General features: G+C 56.2%; 11 protein-coding genes and 1 tRNA gene. 4 read left to right on the top strand and 8 right to left on the bottom strand.

Going from position 1 to position 15503, the window contains the following annotated elements; genetic code table 11:
- Positions 1-5 precede the first annotated feature (5 nt).
- Both LEP6406_RS30115 and psbX read right to left on the bottom strand, forming a co-directional pair.
- Positions 6-1010: a Ycf66 family protein gene (locus LEP6406_RS30115; RefSeq protein ID WP_008311838.1), complete on the bottom strand. Its 1005-nt coding sequence runs from the start codon at positions 1008-1010 to the stop codon at positions 6-8.
- A gap of 822 nt (positions 1011-1832) precedes the next feature.
- On the bottom strand, positions 1833-1952 hold the full coding sequence (gene psbX, locus LEP6406_RS31030) for a photosystem II reaction center X protein (RefSeq protein ID WP_071992213.1): 120 nt from the start codon (positions 1950-1952) through the stop codon (positions 1833-1835).
- Positions 1953-2100: 148 nt separating this feature from the next.
- Between psbX and LEP6406_RS0208315 the strand changes: the two genes are divergently transcribed.
- Entirely contained in the window at positions 2101-2388 is a 288-nt protein-coding gene (locus LEP6406_RS0208315) for a YggT family protein (RefSeq protein WP_008310744.1), read from the top strand.
- Positions 2389-2574: 186 nt separating this feature from the next.
- Here LEP6406_RS0208315 and accC read toward each other — a convergent pair whose 3' ends face one another.
- Positions 2575-3921, bottom strand: coding sequence for an acetyl-CoA carboxylase biotin carboxylase subunit (accC, locus tag LEP6406_RS0208310; protein WP_008310746.1), 1347 nt, complete (start codon positions 3919-3921; stop codon positions 2575-2577).
- Between the two features lie 590 nt (positions 3922-4511).
- Here accC and LEP6406_RS0208300 point away from each other — a divergent pair.
- The 3 genes from LEP6406_RS0208300 (at position 4512) to LEP6406_RS0208290 (ending at position 7248) form a co-directional block, all read left to right on the top strand.
- A tRNA-Leu gene (locus tag LEP6406_RS0208300) sits at positions 4512-4592 on the top strand.
- Positions 4593-4698: 106 nt separating this feature from the next.
- Positions 4699-6054 (top strand): sensor histidine kinase, encoded by a 1356-nt coding sequence (locus tag LEP6406_RS0208295; protein WP_008310752.1) that lies wholly within the window; start codon positions 4699-4701, stop codon positions 6052-6054.
- A gap of 261 nt (positions 6055-6315) precedes the next feature.
- A complete protein-coding gene (locus tag LEP6406_RS0208290; RefSeq protein WP_008310754.1) occupies positions 6316-7248 on the top strand; it encodes a GGDEF domain-containing protein in 933 nt (310 codons plus the stop codon).
- A gap of 56 nt (positions 7249-7304) precedes the next feature.
- On the opposite strand, the gene LEP6406_RS0208285 is transcribed toward LEP6406_RS0208290, so the two are convergent.
- The 5 genes from LEP6406_RS0208285 to LEP6406_RS0208265 all read right to left on the bottom strand — a co-directional run bounded on the left by LEP6406_RS0208285 (position 7305) and on the right by LEP6406_RS0208265 (position 15406).
- Positions 7305-7817, bottom strand: a complete 513-nt coding sequence (locus LEP6406_RS0208285; protein ID WP_155834659.1) for a hypothetical protein — start codon at positions 7815-7817, stop codon at positions 7305-7307.
- A 202-nt stretch (positions 7818-8019) separates the two neighbouring features.
- Positions 8020-10422, bottom strand: coding sequence for a CHASE2 domain-containing protein (locus LEP6406_RS27105; RefSeq protein WP_036028263.1), 2403 nt, complete (start codon positions 10420-10422; stop codon positions 8020-8022).
- Positions 10423-10493: 71 nt separating this feature from the next.
- Positions 10494-11627, bottom strand: coding sequence for a DUF1822 family protein (locus LEP6406_RS0208275; protein WP_008310761.1), 1134 nt, complete (start codon positions 11625-11627; stop codon positions 10494-10496).
- A gap of 41 nt (positions 11628-11668) precedes the next feature.
- Positions 11669-13030, bottom strand: coding sequence for a hypothetical protein (locus tag LEP6406_RS0208270; RefSeq protein WP_008310763.1), 1362 nt, complete (start codon positions 13028-13030; stop codon positions 11669-11671).
- 72 nt (positions 13031-13102) lie between these two features.
- The gene (locus LEP6406_RS0208265; RefSeq protein WP_008310764.1) at positions 13103-15406 is read right to left on the bottom strand and encodes a caspase family protein; all 2304 of its coding nucleotides are present in this window, start codon (positions 15404-15406) and stop codon (positions 13103-13105) included.
- Positions 15407-15503 lie beyond the last annotated feature (97 nt).

Genomic DNA, 15503 nt, shown 5'->3' with positions numbered 1-15503 from the left:
TCACCTTAGTAGCGATCGTAATCGGCGTACTCATCATCCCGGCCAGGGTCATTTCGATCCGGTTGCCGTCGAGGTCTTCCGGAAACCCCAGCAGAAGTTACGTCTCCGCTAGTCGTGGAAGGAAACGGAATCTCTCCACCAGTAGGAGAAGTCGGGCGATCCGATCGCCAGTCGTCAGCACTACTATCAGCAGGTGTTCCGTAGCGACCGTTGGCACTATACCCATCGCCACCGCCATTACTGCTGTAGCCTGAGTTCGCACCATAACCAGCATTGGCACTGTATCCAGCATTGGCACTGTATCCAGCATTGGCACTATAACCAGCATTGGCACTATAACCAGCATTGGCACTGTATCCAGCATTGGCACTATAGCCACCCGCTCCACCGACTCCAGGGTCTACCTCTCCCCTAAGTTGGAGAGGTCGCCGCCGCCGAATACGCTCATCGGGACGCCCACCGCTACCGTCATAGCCATAGTCTTCAGCACGAGGATCACCTCCCCCCTGCTCCTCCGGGTAGGGATAGGAGGCGGGATAGCCCCGATCTGAATAGGACGACCGTCCTCGGACACTCTCCTCACGGCCCCCCAAAATTCGGCGATTAGATCCAAACCGTCCGGGGGGGTCGTTGTCCAACTCCGCCCGCACATTGGTCCGATCCCCAGCGCGATAATCCGCCCGACTGGGACGATAGGTCTCTCGTCGAGGGGGCATCTCTGGCCCATCTTGCTGAGCATAGCGATCGCCACTACTAGCACTACGGGATTGCACATTCTCAATGAGTAGGGCAATCAACATCCCTGTCATCAACATTTGCTGAAATGACGGAATCAGCTCCATCGTCAAGTGCCCCAGCAGGAAAATCCCTGAAATAAGCAGCAGGATGGCATAAACCTTGTCGGCATCCCGCCCATAACCGGGCTTCAGCTTATCAAGGAAGAAAAGAGCAACAGCGCTGACAATGAGAACAATACCAATCAGCAGGGGAACAGGCGTACCAAAGTTCACGGTGGATTCCTCTCAGGGGTGCGACTCAACGGAGACGCTGTCAGTTGCCAAAATTAGGGATTGGCTAGAGTGACCTGACGGACTCCGAGCCGGGTGCATCTCACTTTTGCGGCCCTCACCCTAAATCCCTCTCCCAAAGGGCGAGGGACTTTGAATCCGGTCCCCCTTCTCCCAAAAGGGGAGAAGGGGCTGGGGGATGTAGAGCTTGCTCTTCCCGTAGGGTGGGGCAGAGTTGCAAAATTGAAATGCACCCCTCCGAACCGCAGTCAAAAAGCTAAAAATTTAGGACTGTCTGTGGTCGCTTAATGACCCTATAGACCTTCCTATCCTAGCGGGTACAGGAGCATTCTGCCCCATTCCAAGGCTGGATACTAGGGGCTGTGGACAATCAAAGCTAGATTCCTAGTACTCTGGGGTGGAAATCCTGTGACTATTTCCCCTAGGCGTTGCCTTTCTGCGGTGCATTGCTTCGCGTGGGCGAAGCCGCGCCTTAGCGCTATGCACCCTACGAAACCCTGAAAATCAAACCTGATGATGCACCAGCCCAAAATTTTCCGGTCCCCTCGCCCCCTGGGAGAGGGCTAGGGCTTCGGCGTGAGCTCAGCCGAACGGTGAGGGGCTGAGGTGTGCCACGATAGAACGGTTAGAGTATTTACGCCACCCAGTACTAGTTATGGGGCGGTTACAGCCCCTTGCTTGATTCAGTAGGGCGGGCGTAGTCATGCCTATCCCTTAATTACAAAGGGGACGCAGGTTATGCGTCCCCTTTGGCATGGAAGGGCTTTACCCACATATAACCATCAATTTTGAATTGACAAAACACTAGGATCGACGTAGCTTGTCTCGCTGGCTGATAAAAATCAGGGAGACCGTGACGGGGATCACAACGATCGCAGCACCAGCCAGGAGGCTCAAAAGGAAGTTAGTCAAAGATGGTGTCATAGCAGCAGGGAGAACCAACAGTTACTAAAGGTACCCCTGATTTTATCGCGTTGTCTTCCCCCTGAGAAGGCTACCCCTGACTTGGATTGGGGCAAAGTACCCTGGTTCGATATGATAGGACAGACTGTAACGATATATTTCAACCGCCATGGCCGATCCCTTAACCCTAGCCCAATGGACTCTTGGCCCCCTGCTGGGCCTCTATACCCTGCTCTTTATCGTGCGTATCGTGCTGACCTGGTATCCCCAGGCCGATCACAATCGCTTACCCTTCAACCTAGCGGTGTGGCCCACGGAGTTTTTGCTCATACCCGTGCGAAAGGTTGTGGCTCCCATCGGCGGTGTGGATATTGCCCCAATTATCTGGGTGGGGATCATCACCCTCTTGCGGGAGGTGCTGCTGGGCCAGCAGGGACTTCTGCGAATGATGGGATGATTTTCTGAGCTAGTACTCTGCGGCGTAAATACCCTGGCCGTTCCATCGTGGCACACTCGGCCCCTCACCGTTCGGCTGAGCTCATGCCGAAGCCCTCGCCCCCTGGGAGAGGGGACTTGAAAATGTTGGGCTGGTGCGACGATAGTAGACTGATTTACGCCCTGCGGTACTAGTGCCAATGCAGTGTCACAAATCCAGCATCTGAGCCACAAAATTGGTGTAAACCTCCCCTTTCAAAAACTGGGGATGCTCCAAGACTTTTTGGTGAAAGGGTATGGTGGTAGACAGACCCGTAATGGCAAATTCCCGTAGGGCTCGCTTCATGCGTAGAATCGCCGTGGCCCGGTCCGGTCCCCACACAATTAGTTTGCCGACGAGAGAATCGTAGTAGGGTGGGATTTCGTAATCGGTATAAACATGGGAATCCATCCTCACTCCCATGCCACCAGGGGGCAGGTAGCCACTGATTCGTCCTGGTGCGGGCCGGAAATTGTGGCTGGGGTCTTCAGCATTAATGCGGCATTCGATGGCGTGCCCCCGCAATTCCACCTGAGATTGGTCAAAGCCTAGGGCTTCCCCTTGGGCAATACGAATCTGCTCGGCGATCAGGTCTAGTCCTGTGATCATTTCGGTAACGGGATGTTCGACCTGAATGCGGGTATTCATCTCCATAAAATAAAAATCGTTGTGACTATCCAATAAAAACTCCACGGTTCCCGCCCCCACATAGTCAATGGACTGGGCAGCACGGACAGCGGCATCCCCCATTTTTTGCCGGAGTTCTGGGGTGAGCCCTATGCTGGGGGCTTCTTCCAGGAGTTTTTGGTGTCGGCGCTGAATCGAGCAGTCCCGCTCCCCGAGGTGAACCACGTTGCCGTAACTATCGGCCAGAATCTGGAACTCAATGTGACGGGGTCGTTCAACGAACTTTTCCAGATATAGACCTGGATTGCCGAAGGCCGCCTCTGCCTCTCCTTGGGCTGCCATGAAGAGCTTGCTTAGCTCTCCTTCGTTCTGGACCAAGCGCATTCCCCGTCCACCCCCGCCCGCTGTCGCTTTGATGATGACGGGGTAGCCAATATCTTTGGCGACTCGGTGGGCTTCAGTGTCATCTGTGAGTAATCCTTCACTGCCGGGAATGGTGGGTACGCCGACACGCTGCATGGTGGCTTTGGCGGTGGACTTGTCCCCCATAGACATCATGGCTTCTGGGGTTGGGCCAATGAAGGTCAGATTGTGATCGGCGCAGATTTCGGCAAAGCGCGCATTTTCCGCCAGGAATCCGTAGCCGGGGTGAATGGCGGTGGCTCCCCGAGTGAGGGCGGCAGAAATGATGTTGGGAATGTTGAGATAGCTTTTGCTGCTGGGGGCCTCACCGATGCATACGGCTTCATCTGCGAGTTGCACGTGGAGGGCATGGCGATCCACTGTGGAATGCACGGCAACAGTGGCGATCCCCATTTCTTCACAGGTGCGTATGATGCGGAGGGCGATTTCTCCACGGTTTGCAATCAGAATTTTGGAAAAGTGCATCGGGGCCGGAGAGGGTTTGGCGAAACTTTTCAACGGGATAGACTAGTACTCGACGGCGTCAATATCCTAACTGTTCTATCGTGGTGCACCTCGGTCCCTCACCCTAGCCCTCTCCCAAGGGGAGAGGGGACCGGAAAATGTTGGGCTGGTGCGATGGAATAGGAAGCCTATTTCAGCCTAGGTGTACTAGTGCTGGGCGGCTCAAATACTCTAATCGTTCTATCGTGGTGCACCTCGGTCCCTCACCGTTCGGCTGAGCTCACGCCGAAGCCCTAGCCCTCTCCCAAGGGGAGAGGGGACCGGAAAATGTTGGGCTGGTGCGATGGAAGGCTTGCGCCCTTGTCTAAGCACTGTTTGAACCGTTCTAATTGTCCTTCAATGACGGTAGTTAATCCTACCATGCGCCCAAGGGCTGACTGGCTTCTGGTGCAGATGGGGGCAAGGGTCTTGGGGGTTGGAGAGCAAAAAAAGCAAGTGGTGTCCGAAGACGGCAATTCTAAGCTATATTTATTGAGCGATTTAGGCGATTTCGGTAACCCTGTACGCGCTTTCTTGGCGTTGGCTAGGTTTGCTTAAATGTCAAGATCCAAGCGGATGTGGTGGAATTGGTAGACACGCACGCTTGAGGGGCGTGTGGCTTTGCTGTGCGAGTTCGAGTCTCGCCATCCGCATACATAATGTTTTCATGATTACTCTCCTATGCTTTTGCCTGCTCTATTGCTAGGTGGGCCAGACTTCCGTTGGTAGGATTGATGGGGCAAGGGTAGCTAGGACAGCATGGCAATTGTACATGCCTACGATTTAGGTCTCCTCGGCCTAGGAATGACGGTGGGTGGGGGGTTGGGCTGGTGGCTCCGCTCTCGATTTCAGGCACGGCTGTACCGGGCTGCGCCTCGCCCCAATCTGGTGGCGAGGAACGTGTCCACCGATGCGGAGCAGATGGAGTTAGAACTGCGATCGCTATTGCACCAAGCCCCCATTGGTTACCTCCAGGTGGACGAAGAGAATCAGTTGATGTGGTGCAACGGGGCTGCTCGTCGCCTACTCGGGATCACCTATGGCAACCAAGAGCCCACGAATACCCCCCGGCTGCTGTTGGAATGGGTCCGTTCCTATGAACTGGATCAACTGATTGAGCAGAGTCGCCTGACCCAGACCCCCCACGAGCAGGACTGGGTTCTAAATCTCGTTTCCCCCGACCCCCTGCATCCCAATGAAGGGGTAGCGTACCCGCTGCGGGGCTACAGCATTCCCCTAGGGAATGGGCAGGTGGGGGTGTTTTTGGAAAATCGCCAAGAGGCGGTGACCCTAATGCAGCAGCGAGATCGGTGGACTTCTGATGTGGCCCACGAACTCAAAACTCCTCTAACCTCGATCCGATTGGTGGCCGAGACCCTCCGCAATCGGGTTGATAGTTCTCTCCAGTCCTGGTTCGACCGTCTCCTTAACGAAATTCTGCGCCTCAGTAACTTGGTGGAAGATCTGCTCAACCTCAGCCGTCTAGAGAGCAGTGGGGGGCTCGGTCTTGCCCCGAAATCCACCGATTTGCCCCAGCTCATTTTTTCGGCATGGCGTAGCCTAGAGCCTTTAGCTCAGATTAAGCAGCTCGACATCGAGTACGATGGCCCACCGGAATTGCTGGTGACTTTGGATGAGGGGCTCATCCATCGGGTGCTGATTAATCTCCTGGACAATGCCATTAAATACAGTCCCCAAGGTGGCATGATTTTGGTCCGTACTGTTCTCCCTGAAGCCACCGCTGATATGCGGACGAGTGGTAGTGCCACTGTGCAAATTGATGTGATCGATCAGGGTGAGGGGTTCAAGGAAACCGATTTGCCCTATATCTTTAGTCGTTTTTATCGGGCGGATCCAGCCCGTGCACGGTTTCCGGCGACGGTTTTGGGGGCGGGACTGGCTGGTACCTCCACGGGTGGATCGAGTTCCTCTGGGGATGGAACTGGTAGAGGCGGCAACAACAGTGGTACGGGCTTGGGGCTGGCCATCGTGCAGCAAATTGTCGATGCTCACTCGGGCTATGTCACCGCCCGTAACCACCCGGAGACAGGAGGCGGCTGGTTGACTCTGAATCTTCCTGTTACTGCCACGTTACCCCTGATTCCCCACCTGTGAGCTGATTACCTCTTTGTGATCTGCTTCTGCTGATGCAGGGGCGGCCAAAATCTGAGGGAAGTATTAGCGTAGTAGCAATACTGTGATCGCTGTGAAAGGCTTCCAGCTAAAGAATCATCCCCTGACGTTTTGGGCTCTGCTCAGGTCTGGACAAGGGATTTAGCTGGAATACTCTCAGGCAGATTCATGTTTTGGTCTTTGCTCAGATCTGGGACAGGACTTTAGCTGATAACTGGTGAGTCCATTTCGCTTCAAAATCCAATGCCTTTTGCCCTCATGCCCCATGGCTATTGCTTTCTATGGAATCGACCCTTGACGTTGATCCATGTGCTGGGGGATAGCGCGATCGCGATTGCCTATTTCTCTATTCCCACCATGATGTACCTCAACCGCGATCGCGCTACTGAGGCCATCCGCCCCATCATCATTCTTTTTACCCTATTCATTTTGAGCTGTGGTATCGGGCATGTTTTCTCCGCCTGGAACATTTGGTATGGGAACTACTGGTTAGAGGGGTTTTGGAAACTAATCATCGCCAGTATTAGTCTTTGGACCGCTTGGGTTTTGGTCAAGACCTTGCCCAAATTTATGGGGTTACATAAGCACCTCCAAGAAACGGAACTTCTTGCCCTCACCGATACCCTAACCGGGCTTAAGAACCGTCGTGGCATCGAGTGGGCCTTTGAGCAGATTCAGGCTACCTTTGCTGACAACAGTAGCCTGGGCCACGTATTGATGCTGGTGGACCTGGATGGGTTTAAGGGGGTCAATGATACCTACGGCCATGCCACTGGCGATCTGGTACTCAAGACCGTTGCCCATATTCTCTGTTGCCGCACCCGCGCCGTGGATACCGTAGGACGGTTCGGAGGGGATGAATTTGCGGTGATTTTGGTGGGGTGCAGCTTGGTGCGTAGCTACCAGATTGCAGAGGATATCCGCACTGCGATCGCGGCTATTACCCTTCCCGCGAATTCATCCTCGGCCCCTGAATCCTGTCCGCAACCACCAACGCCAAAAGCTTCTCTGGTCACTGCCAGTATTGGGCTTCTGTCCCTAAGCGCCAACCCCAAGTTCGACGAGGCTTATAATTCCGCCGATATGGCCCTCTATCGCAGCAAGCAAGAAGGCCGCGATCGCACCACTTTCATTACCAAACCAGATCCTTCCGAATCAGTTCTTCCGGCTCCTTAGCGTATGTCAATTTCGGTGATGGAAACGGCTAGTCGTGGCAGCACGACTAATCTGTACTAGTTATCTAACGGTGGGCAAATCGCCGTTACCAGGGCTTCGCGACTGGCGACAAATTCAGCGGTGGGTTCAGAGACGCTAAATAGCGCTTGAAAGGCGTCGGCGGGTAAGCCACTGTAAAAGAGGTAGGTGACTTGGGCTCCGAATCCGAAGTAGCCGGCATCGGCATCGGCTCCCTCGGCAGTGCCCTGGGTCTGGAAGGTGGCGAGGTCGGTGGCGATGCGATCGCGCTCTTCCCCGGTTTCCATAATCCGAAAGGGCACGGTCAAGACATCTTTCAAACTGCGATCGCGCTGTCGCTGATATAACACCCACTCATAGTCTGCGCCGGGCGTGAGGGGCACACCGTCATACTGCACCGCCACTGTTTGAATTGGGGCCAAGGGAAACCGGGCTGTCCATAGGGCAGTTGGTTCTCCGGCAGGGCGAAGGGCAATTTCGGCCACGCTTCCCCGCAGGACAAACATAGGCTGCTGACTCCAGAAGGTTTCGCCCGCACCGGGATTCACCACACACACCGGTCCATTAGGGCCACGCGAACCGCCATTGTTGCCACGGCCAGGATCGTCTTTATTAAACAGAAAATCCACCAGCCTTGACCATCGCCCTAATTTGGGCAGGTTTGGAGACTGGGCTACGGCTATCGGCGCAACCCCAAGGAGGAGCAACAGGGCTATCCCACTCCCCAATGTCCTGATTCCCACCCTGATTCCCTTAATGCTGTTCACGATTGTTCTCCTTGAAAATAGGCCAGCAGACGAGCCAAACCGTCAATGACGGTAATAGCCAAGGCAATAACACCGCCCCAGAAATATAAAGCTGCAAACTCAAAACACCATAGAGGGCCGTTCCTGCCGCCAGCCCCGCAATGATGTGCCATCGCTGGCCTGAGCGCGGGGTGCAATAAATAACCCAGCCCTTCCCCACTAGGGCTGCCACCAGCACAAGGACTAGGTCAGGGATGGGCAATACCAAACGCTGAGTGAGGAGATGGTGAATCATGTAGGCATGGGCCTCACCGCCGGTAAAGCCCACGCGATCAATGTTTAAGCGGTTACGCCAATAGCCCATCCCTGGTGGCAGGGGTAAATTATCTTCCCCATCCCGAGAAAGGCCCGCTTCATAGTAGCCCCCAGCCGCTATTACCACCACCTTATCCGCCAAGGAGATCGTCCCCTGACCTAGGGCCGCTGCTGGATCGGCCAAAAATTCCCACGCCAGCACCGGCGTGTAAACCTGATCTGGCGGAATGGAGAAGTCTAGTAGGGGTTGAAGCCAGCGCTGGTGGAGCTTGTAAGACAGTCGTGTCACCCAATGGAGATCGGCACGGGGAGGCAATAGGGGCTCGTTTTCCCGTAAATAGCCCTGTACTTGACTGTCTAGGGGTTGCCCGGTCACACGGGGTCGGGGCAAATCCAGATCGCCGCTACGGGCCTGTTGCTGGAGGTGATGGGCTAGGGCCAATTGATAGCTAAAGGGTATAGGTTGCCCTGCCCTTGAGGATCGGGGTCGTAGGTACCAGTGGGGAACGCGGGCATCTCCCTGCAAAATCCATTCCGGGGGGGTGACGGCTCCATAGGGTTGAATCCATCGACCGTCGGGATTACGGGCAGTGATGAACACGGTCCATATTTGGTTTTGCTCAATTCCCTGGCGGATGACTTGGTTGAGGGTCTGATCATGCTCTTCCTGGGCCAGATCAAGGATGTAGTCAATCCCAATGACCTGCGCTCCCTGTTGGTTGAGACCCGCGAGAATATCCGCCAGCAACCCTCGATTGATGGGTTTGTAGTCGCGGAGGCCCTGGCGCGCAAAGGTTTCTTGGTCAATTTGTAGCAGCACGACGGGGGGGGCTACGGGGGGCGGCACTTGAGCGGTTAAGCCGCGATAGCGGGCTTGGACTTCAATCCGCTGATCCATCAATAGGTTGTGCAGGGGGGGGACCAGGCTTAACAATGCCAGGGTGGCGACGGTGAGGACTTCTCGTTTTTGGGGTCGCCAGCGCCCTAGGCGCGATCGCCAGCCCACGGGCTGTACCTGGTAGGGCACGGAATCGGGATGGCGAAACAGGGACGGCACCAGATAGGCGGAGGGATAGGTGAGGTGCTGCTCTAGCTTCAAAAACTGACAGGTGCCCAGCAGGGCTGCTTGCACATCCTCTTTTTGACCCAGCCGCTGCAAAAGCTGGGTCAAAAAGGTTTGGGCCACTTCGTTGTGGATCGGCTCTCGCATGATCGCCACTTGGCTCAGACCCAGGTTGATCAGCCCATTGGCAATATCAAGGCCACTGCACGAGTTGAATAGGGCAAACTGCAACCCCTGGCGCTGGGCCTGTTGCAGATAGGGGCTGAGTTCTTTGATGGAAATGGCGGTTTGAGGTGCGATCGCAACTTGACCATCCACCCAGGCCGCCTCATTACTGTGGCCAGCAAAAAACAAGACATCCCAGCCCAAGGGGTCGGCAATGGTCTGACAAATTCGCTGTTTTAGGGCTGCTGCCTCTTCTCCCGGTTGCCAGCCCACATAGTGCAGATCCAGCAGTCTCTTCTGGGCATTGAGAGCTGTACGTTCTCCGGCAAAATTCAGCCCTGTCTCATCCCCTAAAATTGCCAGCACCCGAGCCTTACCCCGGCGAAAGGGCTGACGACTGACCGTTGCTGCCCGAATTGTCGCGGGCGCTCGCACAATCTGCACCTGTTGACCAAATTCCCAAGTCTCCCAGGGCAATCGGGCAATTTCCAGCGGTGTACAGGTCAGAAACAGCTCCATCTTGGCTGATCCACTATGGGAAGCCGTCATCAACTCCCCCCGCAGGTCAAACAGGTCTCCATGCTTGAGCCACTTGTGGAACTCCGACAGCAACCGGGCTTCGGCCTGCACTACCTGACTATGCCAATCTACGGCCACCGCCGCCACCTGACCCGCCGCCGCCACCCGGCCCCGCAGCCCCTGTTTGTAATAGCCCAGATAGGCCCGTCGCCAAGCCTCATACAGCCCCAAAAGCTGAGCCGGAAAGGCCAGACTCGCCGTTATTCGCTGCCCCTGCCCCCAGGTCAACTCAAATAGACAGCTCTGGTCAATTTTATGAATGTTGAGGCGATACATTATCTGACTCATTCTCAGTCCCCAATTTCCAGGTTCCAGTCGCCAGATGCCAATCTCCAGATGCCAGTCTCCCGATCCCGGTTCTAAACACTGGGACGAAACACAAAGGGCGGCCAAGAAAAAGTCACCCCATCCGGTAGCGTCACCGTGACGGTAAATTGCTCCTCCCAACTGCCAATCACCTGGGTATAGAGATAGTTGGAATCATCTCCGTGGCCTACGGTTTGTTCCGCTAAGACCATGGTTTCATCCTGTATCACCAGATGGGTGCCTAGGGGAATTTCTGCCCCCGGAATTGGCCCTAAAAAGAGCAGCAGCGACCACTCCGATACTGAGACTGTCCACAGGGGCCAGGTCAGGGCATACAGCCGCAGGGGGGAGCCCAAGGGCTGCAAGTCGGTGTAGGCTCCCTTGGCGGTGGGGGGAATCGTCACCCCCCGCAGCTCTATCTCCTTCAGCATTTCTTCGAGCTGTTCGGCGGGGGTGCTGGTGGACATGAGGGCATGGGCCGTGGCCAGGGGGGGCAACAGAGTCCAGGCGAGGGTATCGGCAACGGCGTCGAGCTGATCCCGCAGCCAGCGCCCAACGTTGATGTGGCTGCCCTGTTGCACGGGGGATAAGCCGGGGCTGGGGGTTGGGGCTGGAGTGGCGGCGACAGGTAGCAGTTGGGCTGGGTTGAGGCAGCCCAAATACAGCAGCACATCCTCCGGCGGTGTGTCAAAGCAGGTCACGGGAAGGCGGTAACTGCCATTGGCCTGGGGTGTTAAAGCGCCTTGCTGCTGGTAGGCCAAGATGCGATCGCACCTCAACCCGCCCAGAATTATCACCTGATCCATTTCCTCCTGAACCTCGGCGAGGAGGTAGAGATGGGGACTGGTCTCATCCTGGGTCAGGGCGCTAGGGGGCAGAAACGCCACCTCATCACTGAGACTGCCCTGGGTGAGTAGGCTCAGGCGAAAGCCGTTCACTTGGCAAGTCACCCCATGGGGGGCAAGCTGGACCGTCGCCATATCCAGGACAAAGTTCTGGGCTCCTGCCGCGAGCCACTGGCGCAACCCCTGAAGGGCCATAGCGCTGATAAAAGTTTGCCACTGCTGAGTAGCGGCCACGGTTTGACAGGTGTCTACAGCCCAAGCAACGGCAGCCGGGGTGAGGGAAACGGTCGTTGATGACAGGGCATCAAACTCAAAATCCGGAAATTGGTTGAGGTAGGACATGGACGGTTGACTCCTGAGGGAGTGGGAGGAGAAAAGGAGAGTCATGATGAAATATCGGGCATGAATGGGTGGATGGTTTGGCAAAGCTGATGGCTAAACAGGCTCTGGTCAAGGCGACCTTTGGGGGCTTGGGCTTCGGCAGCGGCATCCGCAATCATCCGATCGACTTCCTGGGTAAGGAGATCTTCTAGTCGGTGGTCAATGGCCTTCAGCCGGTCTGCCGAGACGTAGGGTAATGCTTGATGCCGCACGGTTTCGTACAGTGGGGGAATCAGGCGGTGGCGCACATCCGATCGCAGTCGCTTGAGGTTGAGCAGGCGGGTCACCTGTACCTGGCTACTCAGACCAATCTGGGGGGCCAGTTTACCCATGGGTAGGCCCAGACATTGCCGCAGGTATAGCCCCTGGATGTAGGCTCTATCTTGGGGCGGGGTGCGGCTGCGCAAGCGGGTGATGTTGGCTTGCAGCACTTGGGCGATCGCATCGGCTAAACACTGGTCTAGAGCCTGACGATAGACCTGCAAGAACTGATCTTGATCATCCTCTTCTGGGTTGGTAGAGGTGTCGTTGGGGGCTTGTTCTTGCTGTTCCCAGTCGGGGTCTTCCGGCTGGTAGATCTGGGGACTGCCCCCCCGCACATGGATGCGGTACTGCCGCAGGTATGTCGCTAGTTGTTGCAGGTGTTGCAGTACCACTTTGGCGGATAGATCCGGGTTGATGGCTGCGAGTTGGGTCGGCGTGGGCGGGAGGCAGCGCCCGGTTTTGCCGCTCTGGCGCTGGACGATGCGATCGCGTCGATAGACCTGTTGATAGCGATTCAGCAAATCTGTCGCCTGATCGACTTCTGGCTGGCTGCACAGGTGATATTGCCCCAAAATGCGCTGGATCTGCTCGGGGCGCGTGTCATTGAGAATAGCCCAGTCACTAACCCGATACAGTCCTTTTTCTAACAGGGCTTGATTCAGCCCCCGGTGGTTATTAGTGAGCCGACTGCTCCAGGTGGTGAGGGCGGACTGACTAGGGTCGTAGGTGTCTAGAATATCGAGGGTCAAGGGCCGGTGTTGGGGCATCGGCTGGCCATCGTCATCTAGTACCAGGTAAAACAGGTCAGTGGCCCTAAAGCCATAGCCTTCCCCAAATTTCTGGGCTAAGCGCAGGCACACTCCGCGAATCTGATGGGTGACAAAACACCGTAGGCTGAGCTGGGCTAAGTCGCCATCGGACTGACCCGTGCGCCAGCGGTGCAGCAGCACCTGTTGCAGTTTTTCTTCGAGGGCATCCGCAGTCAGCTCTGGTATCAGGGTGGTTTTTAGCCAGGTCTCGACGGGGGCAATGACCTGCCGCTGACATTTGCCAGCCCCCGTCAGCCGCACTAATTGCCAATATCGAAACAGGTTGTCCATGGGTAGGGGTGCTGGGTTATCGCCAGCGGATAGGGAGCAACAGTTACGGGGCTAAGTGGGACAGGGACGGCCCTACTCTTCCACAATTTCAATGACGGTGGAGAAGGCTGCGATCGCACTAGAGTCCACCGCCGTATCTTGAGTACCGATTTGATAAACTCCAATGTTTCTCCCCGATCGCGAGACCTGATCTACATCCCCCAACAAATTGGTCAATAGGTTCAGGGGATCACCTTCTCCAAAGCCCACCGCACCACTGCGGTCGCCCCGATTGCGGGCTAGGGTTTGCAGACTGCGCAACAGGCCCCGCAGCGGCACTCGGCTCATAATGGTCAACAACTCCACAAACCCCGCGCCGGTGACCCGAAACTCTACCCCATCTTCGACCCGAGGGATGGTCACAGATTCCCCCGCGTCAATGCGGGCGGCTTCGTCGGGGGAGTCCCAGTTGGCCGGGTGCAGCACAACGATATTGCCGTTGCCGTCAATGACTAAAAAGCTGAGGTACACCGCCTCTGACTCTTGGTTGGTGACGTTGATCGTGAGGCGATCGTTAACCCGGTAGGGAAGTAGCGACACCTCGGTAGAGAATTGGCGTTCGTTCGCCCGACTGCTACTGCGGCCTGAAATCGGAATCACCGGGCCATCGGCTCGACTGCTGGCGATTTGCCCCTGCACCTGCAAGTCGGAGTTCGTGCTGGCCAAATCTTGCAACACCCGATTCACCAGCAGGTTTACCAACCGGGGCCGCAGGCGGATCACCGCTGCCGGGGCGGTCTCGTTGACGGCCCCGATGGAATTCGGCACCAAGCGACTCAGGTCGGCGGTAAATAGACCCACAGTCCCCAAGGGGGGCACCATGCCGCCCGGTGACAGATTGGTCCGCAGATCTTCGCTAACGCGGGCCAGCACATACTCCACATCAGACCGTTGATCCACGGGCAAGACCTGAACGCGATTGCTGCCGCCCTGACTGAGCACCGTGCCCAGGGCAGTTTCTGTGGCCTGTCGCTCTGACTCCAGGGAGGAGTCTACGCCAATGCGCAATATTGGATCTGCGATCGCAGCCACTTTTTCCCGCAGCAGCATCCCCGGAGTCACCACCACCGATGAACCATCCCCCAGTTCGCCGTAGGCCAGCAGCCCATTGCGAGACCTTAACACCACCTCCCCCAAAGCCTGGGTCGTCGCTGGATCTAGCACGGTATATACCGTGCCCTCTCGTGCCAGCTTCAGGGTTTGGTAAGACAACCCCCCCAGCCAAAACTCAATTTGGCTACCCGTCACACTTTTGACCACCGCCTCGGCAAAAGGCGCTATGGCAGGGGGGGCCTGGTTGAAATACAACGGGCGGCTGAGGTTGTTGCTGCTAGGCTTTTCTTCAAAGGTCGGTACCTGGCTACCTCGACCCTGGACAGCAATGCGGGTACTCCGCACCAAGTTGGTCTGAATCGCACGAGCAGTTTCCACCGTTGGCATTTGCCACAAATAGCTGGTGAGCAGATAGGTAAAGGCTCCGGCCACCTGACTCCCTTCGTCATAGGGCAGTTCGTAGGCTTCTTGATTGCAGCTCGCTGATCCCATCGCTACCCCCTTAGCAATCCCTCGGGAGCGCCGCCGACTAAACTCCGCTTCATCCCATTCCAGCTCCGCCAACCAACGTCTCTGCTGTTCCAATTCTTCTTCGCTGGGCACCAGGCTAAAGCCCGTCTGGCGAGAGAGGCGATCTCCCGTAGCCGCGCGCACCTTAGCATTGCCCCGAGTACTGGCCCCCGCAAAACAACTATCCAGTACCAGCGTGATGTTTTCGGTCTGAAGCCGCTCCGTCAAGAGGAATAGGCTACGCCCCATAATGTCCGTCACCGCCAGTTCTGAACCCTTCTCCGCCACCACCCTGGCATCCCTAGGCACCAAGGTGCCGTTCAGCCCTGTCAAGGCGCTTTCCTCTGGACACTGGGTTCCCGCCGTCGGGGTCGGGTCAGTCACCCGCGACCCGTGGCCCGAGTAATGCACCACCACCACGTCCCCGTCTTGTGCCTGCTGAATCAGATGCTCTTCAAAGGCTTGCAAAATGTTGGCTCGGGTGGGCAACATGTCCGGTGTTGCGTCCGTTAACTGCAACACATCGCTGGGGTTAAAGCCAAAGCGATTGACCAAAAGCTGATAATGCATTTCCACATCGGTCAGACAGCCATTCAGGTTAGACACCAATGGATCGGTGTATTGGTTAACACCAATCAACAGCGCCAACTTGCGCGGCGTCCCCTGGGCTAGGGCCTTGCCATAGCGATGGGCCTGACTCAAAAAACGAGTCTGACTTAATCCTGTTGCAGCCAAGGCCGAACCCGCAAATTGAAGAAAATGACGACGTTTCATAGGGCACACCCAGAAAAGTAGAAATTACGACAACACACAATCAGTCAAACAATCAGTCAAAAACCGCTAAGAGCAATTATCCTTGCTTCCTCATTGG

The sequence above is a fragment of the Leptolyngbya sp. PCC 6406 genome (assembly GCF_000332095.2).
In the GTDB taxonomy this organism is placed as follows: domain Bacteria; phylum Cyanobacteriota; class Cyanobacteriia; order Phormidesmidales; family Phormidesmidaceae; genus PCC-6406.
Note: the sequence above shows the minus strand (reverse complement) of the source record. Positions and strands in the feature narration are given on the sequence as shown.

Excerpts from the sequence above, each read along its gene's own strand:
- LEP6406_RS0208295 (WP_008310752.1), top strand. The coding sequence starts at position 4,699 with ATGGCAATTGTACATGCCTACGATTTAGGTCTCCTCGGCCTAGGAATG.
- psbX (WP_071992213.1), bottom strand. The coding sequence starts at position 1,952 with ATGACACCATCTTTGACTAACTTCCTTTTGAGCCTCCTGGCTGGTGCT.
- LEP6406_RS0208270 (WP_008310763.1), bottom strand. The coding sequence starts at position 13,030 with ATGGACAACCTGTTTCGATATTGGCAATTAGTGCGGCTGACGGGGGCT.
- LEP6406_RS0208290 (WP_008310754.1), top strand. The coding sequence starts at position 6,316 with ATGCCTTTTGCCCTCATGCCCCATGGCTATTGCTTTCTATGGAATCGA.
- LEP6406_RS0208275 (WP_008310761.1), bottom strand. The coding sequence starts at position 11,627 with ATGTCCTACCTCAACCAATTTCCGGATTTTGAGTTTGATGCCCTGTCA.
- accC (WP_008310746.1), bottom strand. The coding sequence starts at position 3,921 with ATGCACTTTTCCAAAATTCTGATTGCAAACCGTGGAGAAATCGCCCTC.
- LEP6406_RS27105 (WP_036028263.1), bottom strand. The coding sequence starts at position 10,422 with ATGAGTCAGATAATGTATCGCCTCAACATTCATAAAATTGACCAGAGC.
- LEP6406_RS0208265 (WP_008310764.1), bottom strand. The coding sequence starts at position 15,406 with ATGAAACGTCGTCATTTTCTTCAATTTGCGGGTTCGGCCTTGGCTGCA.
- LEP6406_RS0208315 (WP_008310744.1), top strand. The coding sequence starts at position 2,101 with ATGGCCGATCCCTTAACCCTAGCCCAATGGACTCTTGGCCCCCTGCTG.